Source organism: Ilumatobacter nonamiensis YM16-303 (assembly GCF_000350145.1).
In the GTDB taxonomy this organism is placed as follows: Bacteria; Actinomycetota; Acidimicrobiia; order Acidimicrobiales; family Ilumatobacteraceae; genus Ilumatobacter_A; species Ilumatobacter_A nonamiensis.
This window is the reverse complement of record NZ_BAOL01000003.1, coordinates 31,361-55,346: the sequence shown is the minus strand read 5'-3', so window position 1 is coordinate 55,346 and position 23,986 is coordinate 31,361. Positions and strand designations below refer to the sequence as shown.

The window sequence follows — 23,986 nt, the reverse complement described above, 5'->3', positions numbered from 1 at the left end:
GCGGGGCGACGAAGTGGGTCAGGGAGCGGGTCGGTGGGGATCGTCGCGGCGGCGGGTGCCTGATGCGAAGAACAGCAACGATCCCAGCAACGCGAGGCCGCTTCCCCAGCGCTGGATCGGGACAGCGGAGCCCCCGCCGGTCCGGGGGAGGTCGTCGGGCGGGATCGACGGCGGGGCCGACACGTGTGGAGGTTCGGTCGTCGGGGGTTCCGCGGGCGGTAGTTCCGTGGGTGCGGGGCGCCAGCGCACCTGCTGGTCGGTGTCCTGCGGGTCGTGGTGTTCTGCGATGACGAGGCCGGTGTCCGCGTCGGTGATCGTCGTGAACACGACGGCGGTGCCGCCCTCGTCGGACAGGTCCGCCGACGTGTACGGGATCTCGACCGACGGCTGCGTCCCGCCTCCGACGTCCTCGACCGCGAACGTGGAAGACGCCGAAGCGCTCGTCGCGGTCGGTTCGCCGGCCGCGTCCAGCGTCATCAGAACAGAGTCGGCGCGGAGCTCGACATCGGGTCGGGACACGTCGAGGTCGGACAGCCACAGGGTCTCGACGACGGTGCCCCCGCCGAGGTCGATCCATCCGTCACCGTCCGCGCCATCGACTGCCAGCGATCGGACCGTGGGGACGAAGACGCTCTGCTCGATCGATTCCATGTCGTGGTGCGTGGCGACACGATCGTCCCCGACGAACAGGTCCTCGGCGACGACGAAGTGCCCCGATCGGTCGAGCCACTCGGAGTCGACGGGAACGTTGAAATCGAGCTCGAACGCCTGGCAGCCGTCGTCGCCAGGAGCCGCGACGAACTCCGCGGTCGCGTGGATGTCGGTCGGTTCGACCGTCCCGGAGTCGGAATCGACGAACATCAGCTCACCCTCGACCCGGTACGTCGTTCCCTCGACCACGCCACACACCTCGACGGCATCGACGATCACGCCGCCGGCAGCGCTCAGGTACTTGTCACCGTCGGCCCGGTCGGTTGCCGTCGTTCTGATCGTCGGCGGTGGAAGTGTGTTCTCGAAGCTCACGACGAGCGGTTCGGTCGTGTCGACTGGTACGGCGACACGAATCGGTTCGGGGAACGGTTCGTCGCCGGGCCATCGCTCCGGTCGGTCGACCTCCCGGATCGAATAGTCACCGGCGGGCACCGCGAGAGATGAGGCTCGTCCGGTGTCGTCGGTGGTGAGCGTCCCGAAGTTCGTCCCGTCGCTGTCGCGGGTGACGGTGAACGTGAACCCGGCGAGCTGCGGACCGAAGCCCGGGGATCCGACGACCTTCTTCTGGATGGTCACGTCGTGCTCGACCGGACGGTTCTCGATCTCGACGACGGTCGGCGCGTCCGGGTCGGTGGAGAGTCCGCCGTCCGCGATCACCTCGACGGCGTCGGGACGCAGCGCCAGGCCGACGGGCGCGGTGATCTCGCGGATCGTGAGCGGCGTCGGGTGGTGGGCGGCGATCGGCGGGAAGTCGACGACTCCTTGGTCGTCGGTGGTCCTGCGGGTCACCTCGGTTCCGTTCGCATCGATGAGGGAGAACACGGCGCCGTCCACGCCGAAGGTCGAGTCGGTCGTGGTCTTGACCGCTCGGACGAATCGTTCGACCACCTCCCCGGACAGTGAGCCCGACGCGCTCCGGATGTCGGCGGTGAGGGTCGAGACGTTGTTCTGCGCATTGATGCCGTCGCCGTACAGGTGCAGGCGGGATGGCGCGGCCGACGTCTCGAACCCGACCGACCAGGTGCCTGGTTCGGTGACCTCGATCGTGAATGTCGCGTTGCCCGACGCGTCGGTCATGCTCGCACCCTCGAGGCGACGGCTCCCGCCGAGTGCGGGCCAGCCGGCGTCCTGAGCGTTGAGGAAGGCGACCGATCGGCGGACGGCTCGATTGCTCGCCGACTCGACGTTCGCGTTGGTCGATGACGACGGCCACACAGGAAAGTTCGGAAGCGGGTTCCCCGCCCTGTCCTGAACGTGGACGGTCACTTCTTCCGCGGCGCCGATCGTCGCCGGCGGTTGTCCGTCCGTCGACTCGACCGTGACGGTCGGTCGGCCCGAGGCCGTCATGTCCCCGGCGACAGCGACCAGGCGCCGAGCGAGTTGTACTGCCGAATCACCGATCGCTGATCGCCGGCGACCGCCGGGGTCGCTGAACGTCACTGCCGATTCGAGGTCGATCCGTGGAGTGCGCGCACCGTCAGGCAACAGCGAGCGCAACGCGAACCAGACGGCGATCTGACGGTGTCGCGTTGCGGAGATTCCCGCTGTGGCGATGCCTGCCAGTTCGCCGGCCCGATCGATGCGCAGCGGCTGGTACGGAACGACCTTGTCGCCCCCGTAGAGCGTGATGATGGTTGCCGCTCGTCGCATCTCGTCGGCAGTCCAGGAGGTCGGCAGCGCTCGTTCCGAGATCGGTCCGACGGGAAATCCTGTGTGGGTGTCGTCGACGCACCAGCCCACTCCGGTGGAGTTGTTCTTCGTCGTCGGAATCCCCCACGCCGGTCCGTAGTGCGCACCGGCGGCGACCGACGGGATGGTGCCTGCGTCGGAGTCGATCCGCAGCGTGATGCCACAGAACGACGGATTGCCGGCGCACGCTCCCGGGTTCGGAGCGGAGGCGTCGACCGGCTCGTCCGACCGCGCCGACTGAAGGGCGATCACTGTGATCAGCAGGCCGATGGCACCAGCGATCCGTGCGACCCGTCCCCGAGGATGCCGCTGCGTTGCCATCACCTCGCCTCGCCCTCGGAGCCGGCAAGCTGCGAGAACGCGGCGTTCTGCGCATCGGTGAAGCGGTCGGCCCACCGAGGCGGGAGGGATCCATCGGGCTCGGGAATGATCCGAGCACCGAACGTCTCGCACACGGTTGCCGGCGTCGGATCGCTCGCTGCTGCTTCCCGATAGCGGCGTGCCTCGGTGGCCGTCCAGGCTCCGGCCGATCGCAGCTCCTCGACCAACTCCAGCTGCGCCGCGTGCGCGTGGCGTCGAGCGGCTGGCGCGTCGACGGTCGCTGCGAGCCACGTGAGCCATTCGTCGGCAGCGTCGGCGGAGGGCGGACCGTGGTCGGTCACGAGCGCGCTCGCTGGTGCGAGGGCGTAGTGCTGCCAGCACCAATCCGGTCCGATCGTGACCGGCTCGTCGGGCATCGCGAGGGCGGTGACCAGCACGACCGCGCAACTCCCGAGTGCGAGTTGACGCGAGCGTCTGGGCTTGCGCTGGTGGTGCGGCGCGATCGATCGGCGTCCGAGTTGCTTCATGCGCTGACACGGGGTCGTCGCGGCCGCGAAACCGGAAACAGCGTTCGACCGGCTTGGTTCTCGTCGCGTTCCCGCCCGCGACGCGGGGTCGATGCGTGACGAGAACCCTTGGCCGGGGACGAGCGGAACGCAGGAGTGCGGAAGTGTGTGCCGTTCTCGGTTCTCGTCGCGTTCCTGCGCGCGATGCGGGTCGATGCGCGACGAGATCGAAGGGGCGGGAGCGCGAGGACGCGGCGTGACCGGTCAGGGATGGAGGATGAGGAGCGACTCGCCGACGTCGGTTTGCGCGGCGGTCACGATCGTTCCGTCGTCGAAAACGGCGGCGCCGGTGTTGCAGGGCATCACGATCTCGGCCGGTTCGAGACCCGTGTCGCGCCCGCGATCGGTGTCGATGGTGTCGTACGCGCGCAATTCGTTGTCGAGGAATCCACAGATGCCGAGTCGCCCGTCCGGAAGTTCGATCATCGCCGACGGCGCGCGTGCAGGTTCGTCGATCTCGTCCATCTCGTTCCGATCCGGCTCGATGTCAGCTCGCCCGATCCTCTCCACGTCGTCACGCGACTCGTCGTCGGGATCGGGGCCGGCGGCGTTGTCCGCAACCCAGATCGCCGACCCGTCGTCCGTCGCCCGAAACGCCCACGGGTTGGTGTACCCGGTGCTGACGACTCCTTCGGCCTGGTCGGGCATCGCATCGGGATCGAGTCGGAGGATCGCACCGCCGATCCCGGTCTCGGTGTCCCACCCGGTGTTGCGCCCGAGCCCGATGAGGATGGAGCTCGCGTCGTCACGCTGGAGCACTCCGCCGATCGCTCCGCTGCCGGACTCGCCCGCGCTCCACACGATGCGTGGATCCGCCGAAGGGCCGATCTCCCCGACGATCAGTTCGAGGTCCGGGGTGGTCCACGATGCGTAGCGGCGCCCGTCGATGAGCACCTGGCCGAGCAGACCGCGCTGCTCGCCGTCGATGCCCACGTCGACCGTCGCGACGGTCTCGATCTCGGAGCCGGAATCGTCGATGTCGAGTCGGTGGATGGTGCCATCTCGGCGCGAAGCCCACTCGACGGTGCGCGTGCCGTCGGCGGCGTCCACGGCGATCAGGCCGACCGTGTCGCCCGGTTGCGCCTGGCCGAACTCGGCGAGAACCTCCGGCTCGGACGAGTCGCCGCCACCGCACGCCGTGCCGAGAAGGGCGACCGCGATCAGGCCGACGATCGTGGTGCGTCCGTGGAGCGACGCGGTCGGCAGCATCGCGGCCAACGTACTGTTCTCGTCGCGCATCGGATCGGCGGGCGGGTCGATTCGCGACGAGAACGGAGGACCGGAGCCTCGCTACGATCGCAGGTATGACACCGGAGGCCGCGCTCCTACGCGTGATCCACTGCCTCGACCGCTCGCGGGCATCCGGTTTCAAGACCAAAGCGTTCGTACGTGCCATCGACGTCGTGCGTTCGACCGACCCGGACGAGCTCGTCCGCCGGGCCGAGAACGACACGCTGACCGACCTCGACGGCATCGGTTCGTCGACCGCGCAGGTCATCTCGGACGCGCTCGCCGGACGGACACCCGCGTACTTGATCGACATCGAGGCGTCGTCGCAGGTCGAAGTGAGCGACGAGGCCCGTCCGTACCTCGACGCGCTGCGCGGCGACTGTCACCTGCATTCGACGTGGAGCGACGGGGGAGCGCCGATCGAGCGGATGGCGACGACTGCGATGGCGATCGGGCACGAGTACATGGTGCAGACCGACCACTCGGCTCGTCTGACGATCGCTCATGGTCTCAACGAGGAGCGGTTGAGTGAGCAACTCGACCAGATCGCGGCCGTGAACGAGGCGATCGCCGATGCCGGACACGACTTCCAGATCCTGTCCGGGATGGAGGTCGACATCCTCGAGGATGGCGCTCTCGATCTGTCGAACGAGATGCTGGAACGGCTCGACGTCGTCGTGGCGAGCGTTCACTCCAAGCTGCGGATGGAGAAGCAGCAGATGACCGAGCGGATGTTGCAGGCGATCGCGTCACCGCACGTCGACATCCTCGGGCACTGCACCGGTCGGATGATCGGCAAGCGTCCGCCGAGCGATTTCGACGCCGACTACGTGTTCGCCGCGTGCGCTCAGTTCAACACGGCCGTCGAGATCAATTGCCGTCCCGAGCGGTTGGATCCGCCACGGGACCTGTTGCGACTCGCGGTCGAGTACGGGTGTTGGTTCACGATCGACACCGATGCCCACGCGACGGGTCAGCTCGAATGGCAGGCGCTCGGTTGTGACCGTGCGGCGGACTGCAATGTTCCGATCGACCGAATCTTGAACACGAAGCCGGTCGACGACCTGCTCGAATGGACCCGCGCCGCCGCGTGACGCGCAGCCGAAGCCGTTCTCGTCGCGTATCGGCCCGGGTAGCGGGCGCAAACGCGACGAGAACGAAGGTGCGGGCGGACGGGAGCGGGCACCGCAGCTGGACTGGGTTCTGGTCGCGTTCTGGCCCGGGTAGCGGGCGCAAGCGCGACGAGAACGGAGGGGGCGGTGAGGTAGCGGCGGGTCAGGACATGAGGGCGGTGTACGTGGCGAGGAGCGGACCGGCTCCGCGCGGGTCGCCGGTTGTGGTGTCGCCCATCTTGTTCATGACGTAGCTGTAGCTGAGCTTGGCGTCCATGTCGATGATCGCGAGCGAGCCGCCCCAGCCACCCCAGTAGCAGGTGTGCGGGTTGGGGAGAGGGAGCATCGGGCTGGGCAGACCGAAGCCCATCCCGATCTTGAGGTCGGCACCCAGCACCTTGTCGATTCCTTCGGCCTGGACCTCGAAGATCCGCTCGAGCCCCTCGGGCGAGATGATCTGCTTCCCGTTCGCCGTGCCCCGGTTGGCGGTGAGGGTGTGGATGAGCGCGACCGATCGTGCGTTTCCATGTCCACCCGCCGCGGGAATCTCGGCCCGCCGCCACGCGGGTGTGGACGAGAACGAAGCGTCCATCACCGGGTTGGACAGCGTGCGGACAGCGATCGAGTCGGGATCGACCAGACCAGCGTCGGCGCCCAGCGGGGCGACGGGCGGGATGACGTGGGCGATCCGGCCGTCGTGTTCGGCAGCGGTGCCGATGTGGAAGTCGGCTCCGAGCGGGCCGGCGATCTCGTCGGCGAAGAAGGTGCCGAGCGACCGACCGGACACTCGCTTCACGATCTCGCCGAGCAGATAGCCCTGGCTGATCGCGTGGTAGCCCGACCCGGAGCCCGGTTCCCACCACGGTGCCTGAGCAGCGTGCAGTCCGACCAGCTTGTCGTGGTCGAGGAAGTCACTCATGTCGAGCGGCTCGTCCCAGCCCGACAGGCCCGCGGTGTGGCCCATGATGTGGCGGGTGGCGACCTGGTCCTTTCCGGCAGCGGCGAACTCCGGCCAGTACGTGGCAACGGGCGCGTGCAGGTCGAGCTCATCCCGATCGGCGAGAAGGAGGCAGCACAGGAACGACATCGTCTTCGTCGTCGACCAGACGTTGATGATCGTGTCCTCGGCCCAGTCGCGTTCGCCGTCGTCGAACGTGGCGCTGCCACCCCACAGGTCGAACACGACCTCACCGTCGACGGTGGCGCACACCGAGGCGCCGGCCTCGCCGTGCAACTCCCAGTTGGTGGCGAACGCGTCGCGAACCCCCTCGTAGCCAGGCGCGACGGTTCCGTGGATCTCGGTCATGACGCGACAGTAGCCACCGCCCGTCGTCCCGACCGGGACGAGACGATGGCTACCGTCGGATCGGATTCAGTTGTTCAGTCGGCGTTGGGAACAGCGTGGCGACGGCGCATGGCGACCGAGGTCACGATGCCGGCACCGAGGAGGCCGGCGCCGATGATCAGCGTGATCATCGTGGCGTTGCTGCCGGTGGACGGCAGCACTCCCGACGAGGAGCTGCTGGTGGGCTCGTCGGGATCGTCAGCACCGCTGGGCTCTTCCGGATTCTCTGGGCTCGCGCAGGCGCTGGTCGCGGGCGGATAGCTGACTGCCGCGGTCGCCGTCGGGTTGACCTCGACCTGGATGGTGAGACCGTCGCGAAGAATCGCGTCGGACGTGTCGGGAACCCACTCGTCGCCGTCGAAGAACCATCCGGGCCAGTCCGTTCCGTGGCCCTCGCTGTCGACGGTGGCACCAGGGTAGAGAAACTGTCCGCTGAGTGATTGAACGACGAACTCCTCGACGAAGTCACCGTTGATGTCGAAGATCGTCAAGGTCGCCGGACCGAGGGACGAGAACCCGACCGGGAGGATCTCGTACTGGATGTACGGGACGTCGTTCTGACAGACGGGAGCGAACGCGCTGACATCGAGCGTGCGTTCCTCCGGGGGATCGGTGTTCGGCGGGTAGTCACCGCCCGCGCTGGCCAGTGATGCACTCATCGAGAGCGCGATCGTCGCAGCTGCGGCGGCAACCGTGGCTCGGACGAGCGATTTCTTCAACATGTTGAGTTCTCCGATCAACCTCTCGTCCCGAACCGAACTGGCCGCGACTGCAGAACGCGGGCAATACTACAGAAAGTGGTGGGCGACCACTAGCTTTTTCTCACCCGTAGTGAATCCGTAATGCAGAGGGTGGGAAATTGGCCGCTCGACGTGGGCGAAGCTCACTCGGTTGGCGATGCGTCGAAACGGCCGTAGCATCGAATGCCTTATGTCGAAGAAGACCAAGAAGCGCAAGGCTCGGCTCCGCCGCTCGAAGGCGAACCACGGCAAGCGTCCCAACATGGGCCGCGGCTGACCGCCACGCGTACACGCAACCGAACGAACCACGAGGCGTCCGCACGCTCATCGCTGATGGGTACGCGGGCGCTTTGTCGCGTTCGGGCACGTTTCGTGGATGTCGGAGCTGCGCGGTCGGTCTGGAAGGATCGGGTGATGACGGCGTGCGTGGAGTGGTTGGACGTGGCGGGGGAGCCGGGTGCGTGGCGCTCGATCGGGCTCGTCGTCGCCGACGACGGCCTTGTGCCGCTGATGGGGACGTCACTGCGGATCGTCGACCCCACCGAGCATGGCGGGCCGGGTGTGGTGGGCTGGACGTTGAGCGGAGTGTCCGACACGCTCGACGGAACAGAAGTGGACGGACTGCGTACTCGGGCGGTCAGCGCGTGCGATCCCGTGTTCGGAGCTCACGAGCTCGGCGCGAGCGGGCTCGACCACGTCGTGGTGATGACGCCCGACCTCGAGCGGACCAGCGGGGCCATCGCCGTCGCGACCGGCTGCGAACTCAAGCGGGTCCGCGAAGTGGGTTCGATGCGGCAAGGATTTCATCGGATCGGCCGAGGAGGGTTGATCGTCGAGATCGTCACGCGCCCCGAGATCCCGGCCGGACCGGCGAGTTTCTGGGGTCTGGTGCTCAACGTCGGCGACATCGACGCAGCGTGCGATCGGATCGGCCCCGACCGGGTGAGCCCGCCGAAGGACGCCGTTCAGCCGGGTCGTCGAATCGCGACGATTCGAGACGAGGTCGGACTCGGTGTTCCTGTCGCCCTGATGACGGTGTGAACGCCGACGGTGGACGTCAGGCGCCGCGGACCTGGGAGTCGGTTGCGAGCTGATCCAGGAACCACGCGTAGGTCTCGGCGATCCCCTCGTCGAGTTCGATCGACGGCTTCCAGCCGAGGGCGTTGAGCTTCGACACGTCGAGCACCTTGCGCGGCATCCCGTCGGGCTTCGACGGGTCGAACCTCAGCTCGGCCTCGCCGCACACGACGTCGCGGATCTTCTCGGCCAGCTCGCGGATGGGGAGATCCTGGCCGGTTCCCACATTGATGTGACCGACATCGCTGTAGTTGTCCATCAGGAACAGGCAGGCGTCGGCGAGATCGTCGACGTGGAGGAACTCGCGCATCGGTGAGCCGGTGCCCCACACCTCGACGATCTTGTCGTCGGTCGAGCGGGCGTCGTGGAACTTGCGCATCAGCGCCGGGAGCACGTGGCTCGAAGTGAGGTCGAAGTTGTCGTTCGGCCCGTAGAGGTTGGTCGGCATCGCCGAGATGAAGTCACTGCCGTACTGCTGGCGGTAGGACTGGCACACCTTGATCCCGGCGATCTTTGCGATCGCGTACGCCTCGTTGGTCGGTTCGAGTGGACCGGTGAGCAGCTGCTCCTCGTCGATCGGCTGATGAGCGTCGCGTGGGTAGATGCAGGACGATCCGAGGTAGAGCAACTTGCTCACGTTGCTCTCGTGCGCGGCGTGGACGACGGTGCCGTGGATCATCATGTTGTCGTAGATGAACTCGGCCGGCCGGGTGCTGTTGGCCATGATCCCGCCGACGGTTCCGGCGACGAGGAAGACATGATCGGGACGGTGGTCCTGGAACCAGCGCGAGACGGCGGCCTGGTGCCTGAGGTCGAGTTCGGAGCGCGTGGCGGTGAGAAGATTGGTGAAGCCCTCGCGTTCGAGTCGGCGCATGATGGCGGATCCGACCAGTCCACCGTGGCCGGCGACGAACACCCTGCTGTCCCGATCGATCGACATCGGACCACGTTACCGAGTGGGGCCGGTGCCCTTCAGTCGCTCGCGCGTCGCGCGTCGAGATAGGCCACGCCGACTTCGCACGAGTCGTTGATCGCACACCAGCGACACGTGACGCCGGGTCGGCGCGTCGGAGCGCGTCCTTCCGACTCGAGCTCGATGATGCGATGGAGTCCGTCGAGCGTCCGGCGCATCGCCGTTTCGAGCATCCGCTCCGATACGTCGTCGGCCTGGGCCTCGGCCGCGTCGAGGTAGAAGGTGGCGACCTTGCGAGGCGGCACCTCGCGTACGAGCGTCTCCAGGAGTGCGTAGAACGCGAGGTCCTGACGATGTCGTGCGTTGGGTCGGCCGGTCTTGAGGTCGATGATCACCTTGCGGCTCTCGCGTCCGTTCGGTCGGCCGAACAGCAGGTCGACCTTGCCCGACAACGTGATCGGGCCGCTGTTCGGCCACCGGATCGACGCTTCGGTCACCGGTGCCCAGCGTCTGCTGAGCGGCGGGAAGTTCTCGAGGAACTGGGTCACCCGCACGGTGGTCTGACTTCGGACGTCGGCTTCGTCGGCCGGAGACAGCGTCTCGATCCACTGACCGATGCTTCGGCTCTCGTCGCCCAGACGGGACATCGCCTCGTCGACGAGATCGATCGGCGTCGGTTCACCGCGGCGTTGCGGCCAGGAGAGCAGCAGTTCGATCGCCTTGTGGGCGATGGTGCCGTTCGCGTTCGCGCTCGTCCACTCGAACTCGTCGGGAAGCAGATGATGCTCCTCGCATTCGAGGACCGATGCGATCCGATGCTTGGAGATCCAGACCTCCTCGTCGGCACCGAGCCGCGCGGCGAAGTGATCGAGTGCGGCGCGCATCTCATCGCGGATGTCGTCGACGAATCCTGCATCGAAGACCACCGGATCACCCGATCGCCGGAGCACGTCGAGCGTGCGCTGTTGGACCGGGCTGAGGCCGTCGATTCCGTCGGTCATCCACGCCGACTGTAGGCGGCAGATCCCCCCGTGCCCTTCGTCCCCTCGGTAGTCTCGCAGGCGCCGTCGAGCCTCCGTCGTGTGCGATCGGCCCGTCGTTTTCCCCTCGCCCATGTCGAACAAGACCGCACTCAGCATCATCCTCGCGACCATCATGGTCGGGCTGGTGGCGACGTTGATCATGGTGAAGGTGACCGAGGACGCTCCGCCGCCGACGACGACCACCACGACAACGACCACCACCACGACGCTTCCCCCCACGACCACCACGTCGACGACCACCTCGACGTCGTCCACGACGAGCACGTCGACCACCTCGACCGTGCCACCGACGACTGCCGCCCCGATCGAACGGTTCTTCGTGGGTGTGCTCGTCGTCAACGGAACGAGCGCGGGGGAGCGGCTGGATCCTGTCGTGCAGACCCTGAACGACCGCGGGTACCTCGATGTTCGTGGTGTTGCCGGCGCGGTGCAGGCGCAGGAGACACGGATCTACTACGTCGATCCGTACATCGCCGAGGCCGAGAACGTCGCCCTGGACCTCGGATTCGACCTGGACGAGATCGAGATCCTGCCGATCTCGGACGCGCCGCCCGTGCCGGGAATCGGGGTGGCAAAGGTGATCGTGTACCTGGGTCCGGGTGCACTGCCCGAACCGCCGCCGATCACCGAGGCCCCGCCCGCGGACGTCTGATCCGCCCCGCGTGGTCACCGCCGGACGGACACGGTGCGCGGGCCCGGGAACGTTGTCGAAAATTCCGCGCATCCAAATCAGGTCCGTGAACGAACCCAGGTGAACCATCCCAACAAGGAGCGTTCACATGACCCGCACACGACCACTCATCGCCGCGACCGGAGCCGCCGTGCTCCTGGCCGCGGGTTTCCCGAGTTCAGCGCTGGCTCAAGAGGGTGGTGGAATCTTCGACGTCGATACGACCGACGACACGGTCGACGCCGCACCCGGAGACGGCGAGTGCGCCGATGCCGACGGGGCGTGTTCACTGCGCGCCGCGGTGCAAGAGGCGAACGAACACGACGGTGCGTCATCGGTCCGACTCGGTTCCGAGACCTACGTGCTCAGCGTGGGTGAGGCGGGTGACGAATCCGCGGAGTCGGGTGACCTCGACATCACCGGCAACGTGGTGATCAACGGCCGTGGGAGCGTGATCGACCTCGCGGGCTCCGGCGACCGCGCCTTCGACGTGGCCGCCGACGCGAGCCTCGCCGTGTCGCGTGTCGACATCGTCAACGGAGCGACCGCGGACACGGAGTCCGGCGGCGCGATCCGGAATGCGGGCATCCTCGACGTGTCCCGGTCCAATTTCCGGGACAACGTCGTCACCGGTGAAGGAGCATCCGGCGGCGCGATCGCCAACGGCGGCGACCTGCGCGTGCAGCGCAGCGAGTTCACCGGCAACGAGGCCACGCGCGCCGGCGGTGCCATCGAGGCGACCGAGGGCTCGGCAACGTCGATCGATCGCTCGACGCTCGACGGCAACACAGCGGGACCGATGCCCGGCAACGGGGGTGCCTTCCACCTCACCGGCGCCGGCACGGTCGACATCAGCCGGAGCGTGGTCTCCGGCAACACGGCTGCCAACGAGGGCGGCGGTGTGTGGAACTCGGCGCTCGGTGACATGACGCTCGACCGTGTCGAATTCACGGGGAATGTCGCCAGCGGTGTCGAAGCGGACACCGGCGGTGGAGCGATCTTCAACCAGGGCAACGACGACAACACCAGCGGTGGAGTCCTGACCGTCGTTCGCTCCACGCTGTCCGGGAACACCGCTCCCGAAGGCTCGGGGTCCGGTGGAGGCATCCTCAACGAGGGCGGGGACCTGACCGTGCTGCGCAGTCGTTTCGTCGACAACGAAGCGGCCCGCGCCGGTGGCGGCATCGAAACGGTGGCCGGAACGGTCACGATCGATCGGACGTGGATGTCCCGGAATGCGACCGGACCCGAGCCCGGCAACGGTGGCGGCCTGCACATGAGTGGTGCCGGCGTCGTCGACGTCACCCGGAGCCAGTTCTACAACAACGTCGCCGCCAACGAGGGTGGGGCGCTCTGGAACTCATCGGTCGGCGTGATGACGCTGGACGATGTGTCCCTCCGGTTCAACGCCGCGAACGGTGTGGAGGCGGACAACGGTGGCGGCGCCCTGTTCAACCAGGGTGACGGCGAAACCGGCGGAACCCTGTCGGTCACCGACTCCAAGATCACCCACAACACGGCGCTCGAGGGTGCCGGGTCGGGGGGCGGCATCCTGAACGAGAACGGCAGCTTGACCGTGGTCGGAAGTGACATCTCGCGGAACAGTTCGGCACGAGCGGGTGGCGGCATCGAGACCGTCGGCGGCACGGTCGACGTCGACAGGGTGGTGTTCGATCGCAACGCCACCGGTTCGGAACCGGGCAACGGCGGGGCGCTGCACATCAGCGGTCCGGGAAGTGTGGACGTGAACGGGTCGCAGGTCACCGGCAACTTCGCTGCCAACGAGGGCGGCGGACTGTGGAACTCGACGGTCGGCACGTTGACCGTGACCGCCAGCGACATCACCGACAACGAGGTCGGCGTCGCCGAGAACGGTCCGAACGTCTTCCAGCAGGCACCGCTCGAGGGCGGCGTGTTCACGGTCGACGGGGAAACCATCCCCGAGGGTCCGAACCAGATCTGATGCGTTGACTGAGCTGGGTGCCCTCGAGGCGCCTCCTCCCTGGCACATCTCGGCGGATCGAGACGCTCAGCGTCCCGATCCGCCGAGATTTTGCCGCGAACGGGTCCCGTGACGGTCACCGGGCGGGCGATCAACTCTGGGGTACCCCGCCGTCATGATGGAGACATGGAGTTCTCCTCGACCGTCGAGTTCGCGCAGGCGGCCCGCGCGCTCAGCCGTGCCGCTGCTCGCCGGTCGCTGATCGCGCCGAGCTTCCGGTGCCCGCCGCGCCTCGTCGGCGTCGATCGGAGCATCCGCCGCCGATCCGGCCGTCAGGGCGACGACCCGGTCGTGTCGGTGCGGGTGAAGGGTCGCCCTCGGGAAGCGGTGCTCGCCGACATGATCGAGGGCGTCGTCGTCGGCAACGGACTCGGACCGCCCGACGCCGACCGGGTGCGCAACGAACTCTGGACGGTCATGGCGGCGGCCGAACTGCGGGCCACGGCCTAGTCTTCGCTGCCACCGGCCCGGGTGGCGAAACTGGCAGACGCGGGGGGCTTAAACCCCCCTTTTCCTTCGGGAAAGTGCGGGTTCAAGTCCCGCCCCGGGCACCAACGAGCAGGCGTGACGGAGATGTCCGATCCGTCGGCATGCCCCTCGTCGTCGTGCTTGTGCCCGAAACGCTTACAGAACGACGGTGGGAACGTGCGCGAGGGCTCGGTGGATCAGCTGCTCATCACAACACGGTCTCGCACCGAATGGTCAACCGACCGACCGACCGAGCGAACTCTGCGGTTTCTCGACGGGTCAGGTCCTGCTGCCGGGTGGCTCGACCGGTTGCTTCCAGCGGTTGAGATAGGTCACCTCGCGTGCCGGGCGACGGGGTGCGGGGGTGAAGGTGTCGCCGGTGTAGTAGGCGACGGGGAGCAGGCACACCTGGGTCACCGTCGACGGAATACCGAGGACATCCGCGATGTCGGCCTCGTGTTCGAGGTGGAACGTCGTCCACGCCGAGCCCACGCCTCGGGCGCGAGCCGCGAGTTGGAAGCTCCACACGCCAGGAAGAACCGACCCGTAGTACGCGGCGGTGGAACCGAGCGCTTCGGCGGGCGGCGGGCGATCGAGGCGCATTGCCAGCACCAGCGCGGGGACATCGGCGAGGTGCTCGACCAGGAACTTGCCCGATTCGATGACACGTTCGGCGCGCTGGTCCTGCGGCGCGCTGGAGTGTCCTTCGAGGTACGGCGCGCCGACCTCGACGTATCGCTTCGCGATCTCCTGCTTCGTCGAAGCGTCGTCGATGATCATCCATCGGTTGCGTTCGAGATTGCCGCCCATCGGTGCGTGACTGGCGACGTCGATGCACTCGAGGATCTCGTCGTTCGGTACGGGTCGGCTGAGATCGAGCCGTCGACGGACCTGCTTGGTCGTCTTCAAGAGGCGGTCGGCCTCGGCGAGATCGAAGCCGGTTCGCGGGTGGCGGGTGCCGGGAGTGGGGTTCGGGTCATTGTCGTTCATCGGTGGTCCTTCACGTGGCGGGGGAGGAGTGGCTGGAGAGGAGAGGTGCGGGCAGCGTGACGAGCTCGACACGTGTCAGAGTTCGAAGAGGATCTTGTTCACACCGTCCTGGCGGGCGTCGAACAAGCGGTACCCCTCGGCTCCTTCGGAGAGCGGCATCCGGTGGGTGAACAGGCCCTCTGCGCGGAGCCGTCCGCTCTCGAGCAGCGGCAGCAGCGACGGCCAGAGTTCGGGGACCGGAGCCACTCCCGCCCGCACGGTCAGACTGCGGTAGATCAGCTGGGCCATGTCCAGCCCGGTGCCACCCTGCGGCAGACCGATGAACGATGCTGTGCCACCGCTGCGAAGGATGCGGGGAACCGAGGCGATCGCGGCGGCCGCTCCGGATGCTTCGAAGCAGCGGTCGACGAGACGACCGCCGGTCAGCTGGCGAATCGCAGGATCCAGATCATCGCCCGGCGACAACACACTCGCACCGAGGCCGGCAGCGTGGTCTCGGCGCTCAGCGACCGGGTCGATCGCGATGACCTGCGCTGCACCACTGAGGGAGGCGAGTTCGACACCGAGCAGTCCGATCGGCCCGAGGCCGACCACGGCGACCGTGTCACCCGGCCTGATCTCGCACCGGTCGATCCCGAACTTGGCCGTGGCCAGCGCATCGGTGAGCAGGAGTGCCTGTTCATCGGTGACGTACTCGGGAATCGTGCGAATCGTGCGATCCGCGTTCGGGACCTGGACGAACTCGGCTTGCCCTCCCTGGAGTCGCGCCGAACAGCCGAATGCCACGGTTGCCGGACATCGTCCGATGCCGGAGCGGCAGGCGCGACAGTTTCCGCAGCCGGTCCCACCAGCGACGAAGACGCGGTCGCCGACTGTCGAGTTGTGGACCATGGGCCCTGCTTCCACGACTTCGCCGATGAACTCGTGCCCGACGCAGAACGGGTCGAGCCCGGTCGTGTAGTCGACCTTGCCGATCGCATCCCCGTGGTAGATGTGCAGATCCGACCCGCAGATGCTGCACATCTGGACCTTGACGATGACCCCGTTGTCGATGGTCAACTCGGGATCGTCGAAGTCCTCGTAGCGGATATCGCGTGGACCGTTGAAGACGAGTGCTTTCATGGTGTCCTTTCAGGACTGACGGATGAGTCGGTCAGCCTTGCGGAACAGGCTGAGCGTGATGGCGTGGAGGGTGTCGCCGGTCGCCTTCGGAGCCTTGCCTGCGATCGCGCGAACGTGCGTCCCCTCCAGGATGATGCCGGTCTTGTAGCAGGCGAGAACGCCGTACCAGGCGGCCGCCGAGACGTCGCGCCCGGATCGTTCGGCGTATCGGGCGACGAGGTCGTCGACCGACGGAAACGCTTGGACGAGTTCGGCGGCGGGGCCTGCGTCCGCCTCGTCGTCGGGAGTGCGGAACGCGATGATCAGCCCGAGGTCGATCAGTGGGTCGCCGATCGTCGTGAGCTCCCAGTCGACGATCGCCGCCAGCTGTGGACCGTCATGTCGATACATGACGTTGGCGGTGTGATAGTCGCCGTGGATGATGCCGGGGGCTGAACTCTCCGGGCGATTCGCATCGAGCCAGTTCCCGACATCGTCGATGCCCGGGATGTCGGGCACCCACTGGTCGCTGATCTCGCGGTAGCCCGCCAACTGCTTCCGCCAGCGGCCGACCTGTCGTTCGAGGTACCCGTCGGGTCGGCCGAGGTCGCCGAGTCCGACCTGCTCGTGATCGACGGTGCTGAGCGTCGCGGCGCCATCGATGAGCGCGAGACCCATCTCGCGTTGCATTGCCGGGTCGGATCGATGTGGTTCGGGCAGATGTGCTGCCGCGTTGAAACCGTCGACTGGCTCCATCAGATAGAAGCTCGCGCCGAGCACCTCGTCATCGGGCTCGCCCGCGATGAAACGAGGGTGCGGAACATCGGTGCCGGCGAGCGCTGCGAGCACCCGCGACTCTCGCCGCATCGTCTCGTCGCTGTTCGCCCGCTTGTGGAGCGGCGGACGCCGCAGCACGTAGTCGCGGCCGTCTCGCCGGAAGCGCACCAGCACGTTCTGCGTGCCGCCGGTGAGCTGGGCGACGTCGGTGAGGTCGCCGGAGCCGAGGTCCTGCTCGTCCATCCATTGGCGAAGGCGATCGAGGTCGACGCCTTCGACGGTCTCGTTCGTACTCATGAGTGGTCGGTCGCCAGCCAGACGATCAGTGATCGGCCGCTTCGCGCTCGAAGTGAGCGGCGTACTTCGCCCGAGCCGCAGCCTTGCGGGCAGGAATGTGGGCGCTCGGCCAGAGCCCGTCGACGGGCTTGTGTTCGCGCAGGACCTGGCGGGCGACGGTGGTCTTGTGGACCTCGGTGGGGCCGTCGGCGAGCGCCATGACTTCGGACGCGATGAGCATTCCGGTGAAGGGCATCTCGTTGGACACTCCCAGTGCGCCGTGCAGATGCATCGCCCGCAGCGCGACGTCGTGGTACACCTTCGGCATCGCGACCTTGACGGCGGAGATGTCCTTGCGGACCTTGCGGTAGTCGTTGTACTTGTCGATGCGCCAGGCCGTGCGCAGGACGAGCAGTTTGAACTGTTCGATCTCGATCCACGTATCGGCGATCTGCTCTTGCACGACGCCCAGCGATGCGAGCGGGCCGTTGCGTGTCTCACGTGACAGAGCCCGTTCGCACATCATGGCGAACGCAGCTTCGACCTGGGCGATGGTGCGCATCGCGTGATGGATGCGCCCGCCGCCGAGGCGGGTCTGGGCGATGGCGAACGCGGAGCCCGGCTCGCCGAGGAGGTGGTCGTTGCTCACCCGGACGTTGTCGTAGTGCATGTAGGCGTGGCTGCCCTCCGCTTCGGTCTCGTTGCCGATCCCTGTGTTGCGGATGATGTTCACGCCCGGAGTCTCGGCCGGGACGATGAACATCGACATGCCTTCGTACGCACTCACGTCGGGGTTGGTGACCACCATGACGATGAAGAAGCTGGCGAACTTGGCATTGGACGAGAACCACTTCTCGCCGTTGATGACCCACTCGTCGCCATCCTTCACGGCGCTGGTGGTGAACATGGTCGGATCTGCGCCGCCCTGGGGTTCGGTCATCGAGTAGCACGAGCTGATCTTGCCGTCGAGCAGAGGCTGGAGGTAGCGCTCCTTCTGGGCGTCGCTGCCGTAGTGGGCGAGGATCTCTGCGTTGCCGCTGTCGGGTGCCTGGCAGCCGAACACGGTCGGTGCGAACCGGGACCGGCCGAGGATCTGGTTCATCAGCGCGAGCTTCACCTGTCCGTAGCCGGGTCCGCCGAGTTCGGGGCCGAGGTGGCAGGCCCACAGCCCACGTTCGCGGACCTGGTCCTGCAGCGGGGTGATGAGCGCCAGGCCGGCTGAGTCGGACTTGTCGTAGGGGTCGTCCAGCACGAGGTCGAGGGGCTGCACCTCGTTGGTGACGAACTCGTCCATCCAGTCGAGCTGTTCTTGAAATTCGGGGTCGGTCTCGAAATCCCAGGCCATGGCGTTTCTCCAGTCAATTCTGTCGCTCAGTCAAGCGATCCGCATGTTAACACAACTGTTTCAAAATAGCTACTTACTGTGTTACAGTGACCGCATGGACGGGAACGGCTCGAGTGGACGGGACGCATTGGTCAGTAGCGCCCGGCATCTCTTCGCCGAGCAGGGCATCGACGCCGTCTCGTTGCGCGAGGTCGCCCGTGCCGCCGGCCACCGCAACACCAACGCGGTGCAGTACCACTTCGGGGACCGTGACGCGCTGGTCGCGGCGGTCGTCGAACCGTTCGAACACGATGTCGGTGCCCGGCGAGCCGCACTCGTCGACGTCCTCGCTTCGGAAGCGGTTCCGTCAATGCGTTCGATCGCCGGTGCGCTGGTGCGTCCATCGGCGGCGATGCTCGAAGTTCCGGAAGGGCGGGAGCACCTGCGCATCGTTGCCGAACTGATCGTCGACATGGACCGGTTCAACGCGTCGACCGGTGACGCCGACAACCACCTGGTCGAATGGGATCGCCTGGCCCGTTCGAAGATGGCCGACACCACGCTCCCGCTCCACCGTCGCTACGCCGCCATCTCGCTCTGCTTCAGCGAACTCGGCCGGCGCGCTGCGACTCGTCGGCGTCCGGATCACCGTCTCTTCGTCAGCGACCTGATCGACCTCGTGACCGGCGTCCTCCTCGCCGACGTGTCCGACGAGACGCGACAGCTGCTCGACGAGCGAGAACGACAACGCATGAAGAAACAGCTCGACACCCCCACCGAAAGGGCAGCAACATGACCGACGAACTCCTGGACTTCACGGGCCAGGTCGCACTGATCACCGGCGGCAGCCGCGGCCTCGGCCGCCAGATGGCCCTCGCCCTCGCCGCGCGAGGCGCCGACGTCGTCGTGACCAGTCGCAAGGTCGACGCATGCGTCGAGGTCGCCGGCGAGATCGAGGCGATGGGGCGCCAGGCCCTCCCGTACGGGTGCCACGTTGCGGACTGGGATCAGATCGACGGACTCGTCGAGGCGGCCTACGAGCGCTTCGGCAAGATCGACATCTTGATCAACAACGCCGGCATGTCGCCGCTGTACGACAAGATCAGCGATCTCTCGTCAGAGCTCTTCGACAAGGTGGTCGGGGTCAACCTCAAGGGGCCGTTCCGATTGATGGCCGTCGTCGGCGAGCGGATGGTCGCCGACGGTGGCGGATCGATCATCAACGTCAGCAGCGTCGCCTCCGAGCGTCCGATGCCGGGAGCCGAACCGTACGGTGCCGCCAAAGCGGGGCTGAACGCCCTCACCCGTTCCTTCGCGTTCGCCCTCGGCCCGGCGGTGCGGGTGAACTGCATCGTCGCCGGGCCGTTCCTGACCGACATCTCGGATCACTGGAACATGGACGCCTTCGAGAAGGACGCAAGGATCAACCAGGCCCTGAAGCGAGGTGGCGAACCCGACGAGATCGTCGGGGCAGCCCTGTACCTCGCCAGCCGCACCAGCTCGTTCACCACCGGCACGCTCATGCGCGTCGACGGCGGCGGGCGATAGCTCGCGAGGTGGCCCCCGATGCTCAGAGATCGTGGGCTGCCAGGAAATCGAGAACTGCTGCGTTGAACGCTGCGGGCTGATCGATGTTGGAGGCATGGCCGGCGTCGGGGATCACGACCTTCGTTGCGCCGGGAATCTTGGCTGCCATGTAGTCGGTGGCGTTCAGGAAGGGTTCGTCGTCCGCCCCCACGAGCACCAGGCTCGGAACGCCGATCGACGGCAGTGACTCGATGACGTCGGCGCTGTGCTGGGTGAGCATGTGTCGAGCGGCGAGCACGAGACCGTTGGGATCTCGGTGGCTGGCTGTTGCCTGCTCCACCGAGCGGTCCGCGAGATGGTCGAGGCCACTTTCTGCGAAGCCGTCGGCGAACGAGTTGGCGTAGGTGTTCCAGCCGGCACGTGCCTCGTCGTTCTTGAAGCCGGGCCCCGTGTCGATGATCAGGAGCGCTCGAACGCGCTCGGGATGAGCGCCGTAGAAGGCGAGCGACATGTAGCCGCCGAGCGAGAGCCCGCCGACGATCGCCGACGGCGCGTTTACGTGGTCGAGCAGCGCTGCCATGTCGGCCACGGTGAGAGCGGCACTGTACTGATCGGCATCGGTCGGGCTGTCGCTTTGGCCATGGCCTCGCATGTCCCAGGTGATGAGTGTGTGGTCGGCGGCCAGAGCCTCGATCTGGCCGCTCCACATCTCGGACGTGGCCGAGTAGCCATGCGTCAGCAGGAGCGCCGGGCCGGCGCCGTGCACTTCGAAATGGATGTCGACTCCGTCGCGGGTGAGTGTTGGCATGTCAGAGGCCCTTCCTGGTTTCGGTTCGGTTGGACTTCGACATCGAAACCCGACAGTCGAGTATAGTCGACATCAATGTCGAAGAAGCGTCGATGCGGCCCGGGTGTGTTGCCCGTGAGCGGTGCTGGCCCTGACCCCGAGGAGCGATGATGAGCGCCGAACAATCTGGTCAGATCCTGGCCGAATGCACCACCGAAGGGCTCCTGACGATCACGTTGTCGCAACCCGAGAAGCGAAACGCACTCAGCCTGCACATGCGCCGAGAACTCCGAACGGCGATCACCGGTCTGGCGAGCGATGTGCGGGCAGTCGTCATCACGGGTGCCGAGGGCTACTTCTGCTCGGGGGGCGACTTGACCGAATCGACGACCGATGCCGACGAGGTCCGTCGATTCGACGACCTACTCGCCATCGTCGACGCCATCCTGCTCGCCCCGGTTCCGGTGATTGCTGCTGTCGAGGGTGGAGCGCACGGTGTCGGCCTGTCGATCGCGGTCGCCTGTGATCACATCGTCGCGAGCGAAGAGTCGAGCTTCGGTGCTCCTTTCACCAAGGTCGGGCTCGTCGGCGACGGGGGCATCACGTGGACTCTTCCGCGCCGAATCGGCCCATCGCGAGCGCGCAGCATGCTCATCGGCGCGGAACGGGCGTCGGCAGGGGAGGCCCTGGGGATGGGCCTCGTCGACCGTCTGGCTCCAGCGGGCCAAGCATTGGAAACTGCCAGCGACGTGGCGGCTGCGTGGGCCGTCAACTCCCCCGAGGCGATCCGAGCCATGAAACAACTCTTGGCGGCTTCTCCGGCGAGCCATGTCGAAGCGCTCAAACTCGAAGAACGCGCACAGCGCCGGATGATGGCGGGGCCGGACGCTCGCGAAGCGCGCGCGGCGTTCGCCGAACGGCGGCCACCGAACTTCCGGTGAAGATCGCGGCGAGCGGTCAGTCGGCCGAGTCGACCAGTCGGTGGAACCGCTCGACCTGGTCGACGCGCTCGTGGCGATCGTCACCGACCGGCACCACGTTGAGGACGGTCACGCCGGCCTCGCGGTAGGCGGAAAGCCTCGCGGAGACGAAGGCCTCGTCACCGATGAGCGACGTCGCTCGGGCGAACTCGTCCGGCACCAGGTCGACCGCCTCCTGGCGTGCGCCGGAGAGGTAGAGCGCCTGGATCCGTTCGCCCAGGTCGCCGAACCCGTAGCGGTGGGCGAGTCGGAGGTAGAAGTTGGTCTCCTTGGTGCCCATTCCTCCGATGTAGTGCGCCAGGCTCGCTCGGTGACCACGCATGGCGCGGTCGGTGTGGAGGTCGATGGCCAGTGGTGCGGTGACGCTGATCTGGAGCGGACCGAGTTCGGCGGAGCGTCGTGTGCTCGCTGCGGTCAGCGGTTCGCCCCAGACTTCTCGTGCACGCTCGGGCCAGAAGAAGACCGGCATCCAGCCGTCTGCGACCTCCGCGGCCAGCGCGACGTTGCGGTCGCCGACCGCGGCCACGTAGATCGGGATCAGCCGTTCGGGTCGGTGGATGAGCTTCAGACCGCGATACGGCTCGCCACCGGGTTCGAGGCGCCCTGACGACAACCGTTCACCGGACCAGAGCGCTCGGCACTGTTCGATCACCTCGCGGGTGCGGGCGAGTGGACGGCCGAATTGGCGGTCATGGAGGCCTTCGATGACCGCAGGTCCGGAGGCGCCGAGGCAGAGCAGCGCTCGGCCATCGCTGAGCGCGTCGAGCCCCGCCGCCGTCATCGCGATGAGTGCCGGCGATCGCGTCTGGACCGCGAGGATCGCCGGTCCGAGGTGGATCCGGTCGGTTCGGGCCGCCAGCGCGCCGAGCGCCGTGGGTGAGTCGTAACCGTACGATTCGCCCAGCCACGCGACGTCGATTCCGGCGTTCTCGTACGCGACGACGTCGTCGATGATCTCGGAGAATTCGGTGCTCGAGCCGTAGTGGACGCCGATTCGCATGTCGTGCTCCAGCCGGCTCACGCGTTTCGCCGGACGTCGCGGAACGCGACGTCGGTATCGACGGAGGGCTCGCGGGGCAGGCCGAGGATGCGTTCGCCGAGGATGTTGCGCTGGATCTCGTCGGTCCCGCCCGCGATGGACTGGGCCGGGACGGAGATGAGTACCTCGCCGATCATTCCGTCGAAGGCGCCGTCGGCGCCCGACAACATTCCGTCGGCTCCGCCGATGAGGGAGTGGGTGCGTGCCGCCTGTCGTGCGAGGTTGCTCAACGCCAGCTTGCCGATCGACCCTTCGGCGCCGGGAGGCCGACCGAGCGCCCGAGCCGCAGCTGCTCGGCGAGCGGTCCACTGGCTCACACGTTGCATCGAGATCAGGCGTGCCAACTCTTGTCGTATCACGGGGTCATCGGAGGACTGTGCCCGGTGGGCGTATTCGACAGCCAGGTCGACACGTCCGGCGCGCTGCGGGTACCACGCGTACGTCTGGTAGTACCTCTCCGCTTCGGCGCGCGCTTCCTCGGCGGCGCGCCCCTCACCCGGGAGATCGGCCTTGCCCATCGAGGCGAATCGACGCTCGTACGACAGTGTCGTCAGCGCGACCGACCATCCCTGACCGACGTCGCCCACCACGTTCTCGGCCGGAACGACTGCGTCGGTCAGGAAGACCTCCATGAACGATGCGTGGTAGTTCATCTGCTTCAGCGGCCGAACCTCCACGCCGGGTTGATTCATCGGCAGGACGAAATAGGTGAGGCCACGATGTTTCGGCACGTCCCAGTTCGATCGTGCGACCAGGAGCCCGAAGTCAGCGTGGTCGGCGCTCGTGTTCCAGACCTTCTGGCCGTTGAGGATCCACCGGTCTCCGTCGCGTTCGGCGCGGGTCGTGATTCCTGCGAGGTCCGAGCCTGCGCCGGGCTCGCTGAACAGCTGACACCAGGTCTCTTCGCCGGTGATGATCGGCTCCAAGAAGCGGTCCCGCACTCGGTCGGGGCCGTGATCGACGATGGTGGGGGCAGCGAGTGACATTCCGCCGCCGACCGGTGTCCCCACCGCTCCGACGGCAGTGAGCTCCTCGGACACGATCGCGTCGGCCCACGCCCCCAGGCCACGACCGTGGCGCTCGGGAGCCCAACTCGGAACGGCCCAGCCCGACTCCAGGAGTCGCCGGCGCCATTCGAGTAGCGAGAGATCTGGATCCCAGGCTGCTGCGAGCCACGCTCGCACCTCGGCACGGACGGTTTCAGGGGTCGTGCGTGACGAATCGGTGGGATTGCTCGTGGCAGCGATCATGGCGACACCGTACCTCGACTCGACAACGATGTCGATTACTACGTCGAG

Annotated in this window: 23 protein-coding genes and 1 tRNA gene; 10 read left to right on the top strand and 14 right to left on the bottom strand. The window is 67.0% G+C overall.

All coding sequences use genetic code 11. The annotated features are described in order from the left end of the window. Window positions 1-18: 18 nt before the first annotated feature. The 3 genes from ON45_RS00520 to ON45_RS00505 all read right to left on the bottom strand — a co-directional run bounded on the left by ON45_RS00520 (window position 19) and on the right by ON45_RS00505 (window position 4,496). Complete coding sequence (locus ON45_RS00520) at window positions 19-2,652, bottom strand: VaFE repeat-containing surface-anchored protein (RefSeq protein ID WP_158412106.1); 2,634 nt, start codon at window positions 2,650-2,652, stop codon at window positions 19-21. Window positions 2,653-2,720: 68 nt separating this feature from the next. Next, window positions 2,721-3,248 carry a hypothetical protein gene (locus ON45_RS00510; RefSeq protein ID WP_040491009.1) on the bottom strand — a complete coding sequence of 176 codons (528 nt, stop codon included), beginning with the start codon at window positions 3,246-3,248 and terminating at the stop codon, window positions 2,721-2,723. Window positions 3,249-3,491: 243 nt separating this feature from the next. Continuing rightward, window positions 3,492-4,496: a PQQ-dependent sugar dehydrogenase family protein gene (locus ON45_RS00505; RefSeq protein ID WP_148288458.1), complete on the bottom strand. Its 1,005-nt coding sequence runs from the start codon at window positions 4,494-4,496 to the stop codon at window positions 3,492-3,494. Between the two features lie 95 nt (window positions 4,497-4,591). Between ON45_RS00505 and ON45_RS00500 the strand changes: the two genes are divergently transcribed. Next, entirely contained in the window at window positions 4,592-5,611 is a 1,020-nt protein-coding gene (locus ON45_RS00500) for a PHP domain-containing protein (protein WP_040491007.1), read from the top strand. Window positions 5,612-5,792: 181 nt separating this feature from the next. On the opposite strand, the gene ON45_RS00495 is transcribed toward ON45_RS00500, so the two are convergent. Continuing rightward, window positions 5,793-6,935, bottom strand: a complete 1,143-nt coding sequence (locus ON45_RS00495) for an EstA family serine hydrolase (protein WP_040491006.1) — start codon at window positions 6,933-6,935, stop codon at window positions 5,793-5,795. 74 nt (window positions 6,936-7,009) lie between these two features. Continuing rightward, the gene (locus ON45_RS20765; protein ID WP_148288457.1) at window positions 7,010-7,696 is read right to left on the bottom strand and encodes an LPXTG cell wall anchor domain-containing protein; all 687 of its coding nucleotides are present in this window, start codon (window positions 7,694-7,696) and stop codon (window positions 7,010-7,012) included. A gap of 175 nt (window positions 7,697-7,871) precedes the next feature. Here ON45_RS20765 and ON45_RS24130 point away from each other — a divergent pair, with 175 nt between their 5' ends. Together ON45_RS24130 and ON45_RS00485 are read left to right on the top strand one after the other, a co-directional pair. Then, window positions 7,872-7,991, top strand: a complete 120-nt coding sequence (locus ON45_RS24130) for a hypothetical protein (RefSeq protein WP_505697398.1) — start codon at window positions 7,872-7,874, stop codon at window positions 7,989-7,991. Window positions 7,992-8,128: 137 nt separating this feature from the next. Next, complete coding sequence (locus ON45_RS00485) at window positions 8,129-8,755, top strand: VOC family protein (protein ID WP_040491045.1); 627 nt, start codon at window positions 8,129-8,131, stop codon at window positions 8,753-8,755. A gap of 16 nt (window positions 8,756-8,771) precedes the next feature. Here ON45_RS00485 and fcl read toward each other — a convergent pair whose 3' ends face one another. After that, window positions 8,772-9,725 carry a GDP-L-fucose synthase gene (fcl, locus tag ON45_RS00480; RefSeq protein ID WP_040491044.1) on the bottom strand — a complete coding sequence of 318 codons (954 nt, stop codon included), beginning with the start codon at window positions 9,723-9,725 and terminating at the stop codon, window positions 8,772-8,774. 38 nt (window positions 9,726-9,763) lie between these two features. Continuing rightward, window positions 9,764-10,705, bottom strand: a complete 942-nt coding sequence (locus tag ON45_RS00475) for a PD-(D/E)XK nuclease family protein (protein ID WP_173400681.1) — start codon at window positions 10,703-10,705, stop codon at window positions 9,764-9,766. A gap of 112 nt (window positions 10,706-10,817) precedes the next feature. Between ON45_RS00475 and ON45_RS23480 the strand changes: the two genes are divergently transcribed. The 4 genes from ON45_RS23480 (at window position 10,818) to ON45_RS00450 (ending at window position 13,973) form a co-directional block, all read left to right on the top strand. Continuing rightward, window positions 10,818-11,399, top strand: coding sequence for a LytR C-terminal domain-containing protein (locus ON45_RS23480; RefSeq protein ID WP_173400680.1), 582 nt, complete (start codon window positions 10,818-10,820; stop codon window positions 11,397-11,399). Between the two features lie 127 nt (window positions 11,400-11,526). Further along, a complete protein-coding gene (locus tag ON45_RS00460; protein ID WP_051062169.1) occupies window positions 11,527-13,380 on the top strand; it encodes a right-handed parallel beta-helix repeat-containing protein in 1,854 nt (617 codons plus the stop codon). 165 nt (window positions 13,381-13,545) lie between these two features. Beyond that, complete coding sequence (locus ON45_RS00455; protein ID WP_040491002.1) at window positions 13,546-13,869, top strand: hypothetical protein; 324 nt, start codon at window positions 13,546-13,548, stop codon at window positions 13,867-13,869. Between the two features lie 15 nt (window positions 13,870-13,884). Beyond that, window positions 13,885-13,973, top strand: a tRNA-Leu gene (locus ON45_RS00450). A 193-nt stretch (window positions 13,974-14,166) separates the two neighbouring features. Here the strand turns inward: ON45_RS00450 and ON45_RS00445 are convergent. From ON45_RS00445 to ON45_RS00430, 4 genes are all read right to left on the bottom strand, one after another. After that, window positions 14,167-14,877, bottom strand: coding sequence for a nitroreductase family protein (locus ON45_RS00445; protein WP_051062168.1), 711 nt, complete (start codon window positions 14,875-14,877; stop codon window positions 14,167-14,169). Window positions 14,878-14,952: 75 nt separating this feature from the next. After that, window positions 14,953-15,999, bottom strand: coding sequence for a zinc-binding dehydrogenase (locus tag ON45_RS00440; RefSeq protein WP_040491001.1), 1,047 nt, complete (start codon window positions 15,997-15,999; stop codon window positions 14,953-14,955). 9 nt (window positions 16,000-16,008) lie between these two features. Then, the gene (locus ON45_RS00435) at window positions 16,009-17,052 is read right to left on the bottom strand and encodes a phosphotransferase family protein (RefSeq protein ID WP_040491000.1); all 1,044 of its coding nucleotides are present in this window, start codon (window positions 17,050-17,052) and stop codon (window positions 16,009-16,011) included. Between the two features lie 25 nt (window positions 17,053-17,077). Continuing rightward, entirely contained in the window at window positions 17,078-18,376 is a 1,299-nt protein-coding gene (locus ON45_RS00430; RefSeq protein WP_040490999.1) for an acyl-CoA dehydrogenase family protein, read from the bottom strand. A 94-nt stretch (window positions 18,377-18,470) separates the two neighbouring features. On the opposite strand from ON45_RS00430, the gene ON45_RS00425 reads away from it, so the two are divergent. Then, window positions 18,471-19,151, top strand: coding sequence for a TetR/AcrR family transcriptional regulator (locus ON45_RS00425; protein ID WP_040490998.1), 681 nt, complete (start codon window positions 18,471-18,473; stop codon window positions 19,149-19,151). After that, window positions 19,148-19,903, top strand: coding sequence for an SDR family NAD(P)-dependent oxidoreductase (locus ON45_RS00420; RefSeq protein WP_040490997.1), 756 nt, complete (start codon window positions 19,148-19,150; stop codon window positions 19,901-19,903). Before ON45_RS00425 ends, ON45_RS00420 begins: the two co-directional genes overlap by 4 nt. A gap of 22 nt (window positions 19,904-19,925) precedes the next feature. Here ON45_RS00420 and ON45_RS00415 read toward each other — a convergent pair whose 3' ends face one another. Next, window positions 19,926-20,690, bottom strand: a complete 765-nt coding sequence (locus ON45_RS00415; protein WP_040490996.1) for an alpha/beta fold hydrolase — start codon at window positions 20,688-20,690, stop codon at window positions 19,926-19,928. A 149-nt stretch (window positions 20,691-20,839) separates the two neighbouring features. Between ON45_RS00415 and ON45_RS00410 the strand changes: the two genes are divergently transcribed. Next, window positions 20,840-21,610, top strand: coding sequence for an enoyl-CoA hydratase/isomerase family protein (locus ON45_RS00410; RefSeq protein ID WP_040490995.1), 771 nt, complete (start codon window positions 20,840-20,842; stop codon window positions 21,608-21,610). A gap of 16 nt (window positions 21,611-21,626) precedes the next feature. On the opposite strand, the gene ON45_RS00405 is transcribed toward ON45_RS00410, so the two are convergent. Beyond that, window positions 21,627-22,670 (bottom strand): LLM class F420-dependent oxidoreductase, encoded by a 1,044-nt coding sequence (locus tag ON45_RS00405; RefSeq protein ID WP_206537612.1) that lies wholly within the window; start codon window positions 22,668-22,670, stop codon window positions 21,627-21,629. Further along, a complete protein-coding gene (locus ON45_RS00400; protein ID WP_040490994.1) occupies window positions 22,667-23,938 on the bottom strand; it encodes an acyl-CoA dehydrogenase family protein in 1,272 nt (423 codons plus the stop codon). Before ON45_RS00400 ends, ON45_RS00405 begins: the two co-directional genes overlap by 4 nt. Window positions 23,939-23,986: the final 48 nt, after the last annotated feature.

What these genes read in the sequence shown, in the direction of transcription:
- ON45_RS00510 (WP_040491009.1), bottom strand. Translation starts at nt 3,248, where the DNA reads ATGAAGCAACTCGGACGCCGATCGATCGCGCCGCACCACCAGCGCAAG.
- ON45_RS00505 (WP_148288458.1), bottom strand. Translation starts at nt 4,496, where the DNA reads ATGCTGCCGACCGCGTCGCTCCACGGACGCACCACGATCGTCGGCCTG.
- ON45_RS00500 (WP_040491007.1), top strand. Translation starts at nt 4,592, where the DNA reads ATGACACCGGAGGCCGCGCTCCTACGCGTGATCCACTGCCTCGACCGC.
- ON45_RS00495 (WP_040491006.1), bottom strand. Translation starts at nt 6,935, where the DNA reads ATGACCGAGATCCACGGAACCGTCGCGCCTGGCTACGAGGGGGTTCGC.
- ON45_RS20765 (WP_148288457.1), bottom strand. Translation starts at nt 7,696, where the DNA reads ATGTTGAAGAAATCGCTCGTCCGAGCCACGGTTGCCGCCGCAGCTGCG.
- ON45_RS24130 (WP_505697398.1), top strand. Translation starts at nt 7,872, where the DNA reads ATGCGTCGAAACGGCCGTAGCATCGAATGCCTTATGTCGAAGAAGACC.
- ON45_RS00485 (WP_040491045.1), top strand. Translation starts at nt 8,129, where the DNA reads ATGACGGCGTGCGTGGAGTGGTTGGACGTGGCGGGGGAGCCGGGTGCG.
- ON45_RS00475 (WP_173400681.1), bottom strand. Translation starts at nt 10,705, where the DNA reads ATGACCGACGGAATCGACGGCCTCAGCCCGGTCCAACAGCGCACGCTC.
- ON45_RS23480 (WP_173400680.1), top strand. Translation starts at nt 10,818, where the DNA reads ATGTCGAACAAGACCGCACTCAGCATCATCCTCGCGACCATCATGGTC.
- ON45_RS00460 (WP_051062169.1), top strand. Translation starts at nt 11,527, where the DNA reads ATGACCCGCACACGACCACTCATCGCCGCGACCGGAGCCGCCGTGCTC.
- ON45_RS00455 (WP_040491002.1), top strand. Translation starts at nt 13,546, where the DNA reads ATGGAGTTCTCCTCGACCGTCGAGTTCGCGCAGGCGGCCCGCGCGCTC.
- ON45_RS00445 (WP_051062168.1), bottom strand. Translation starts at nt 14,877, where the DNA reads ATGAACGACAATGACCCGAACCCCACTCCCGGCACCCGCCACCCGCGA.
- ON45_RS00440 (WP_040491001.1), bottom strand. Translation starts at nt 15,999, where the DNA reads ATGAAAGCACTCGTCTTCAACGGTCCACGCGATATCCGCTACGAGGAC.
- ON45_RS00435 (WP_040491000.1), bottom strand. Translation starts at nt 17,052, where the DNA reads ATGAGTACGAACGAGACCGTCGAAGGCGTCGACCTCGATCGCCTTCGC.
- ON45_RS00430 (WP_040490999.1), bottom strand. Translation starts at nt 18,376, where the DNA reads ATGGCCTGGGATTTCGAGACCGACCCCGAATTTCAAGAACAGCTCGAC.
- ON45_RS00425 (WP_040490998.1), top strand. Translation starts at nt 18,471, where the DNA reads ATGGACGGGAACGGCTCGAGTGGACGGGACGCATTGGTCAGTAGCGCC.
- ON45_RS00420 (WP_040490997.1), top strand. Translation starts at nt 19,148, where the DNA reads ATGACCGACGAACTCCTGGACTTCACGGGCCAGGTCGCACTGATCACC.
- ON45_RS00415 (WP_040490996.1), bottom strand. Translation starts at nt 20,690, where the DNA reads ATGCCAACACTCACCCGCGACGGAGTCGACATCCATTTCGAAGTGCAC.
- ON45_RS00410 (WP_040490995.1), top strand. Translation starts at nt 20,840, where the DNA reads ATGAGCGCCGAACAATCTGGTCAGATCCTGGCCGAATGCACCACCGAA.
- ON45_RS00400 (WP_040490994.1), bottom strand. Translation starts at nt 23,938, where the DNA reads ATGATCGCTGCCACGAGCAATCCCACCGATTCGTCACGCACGACCCCT.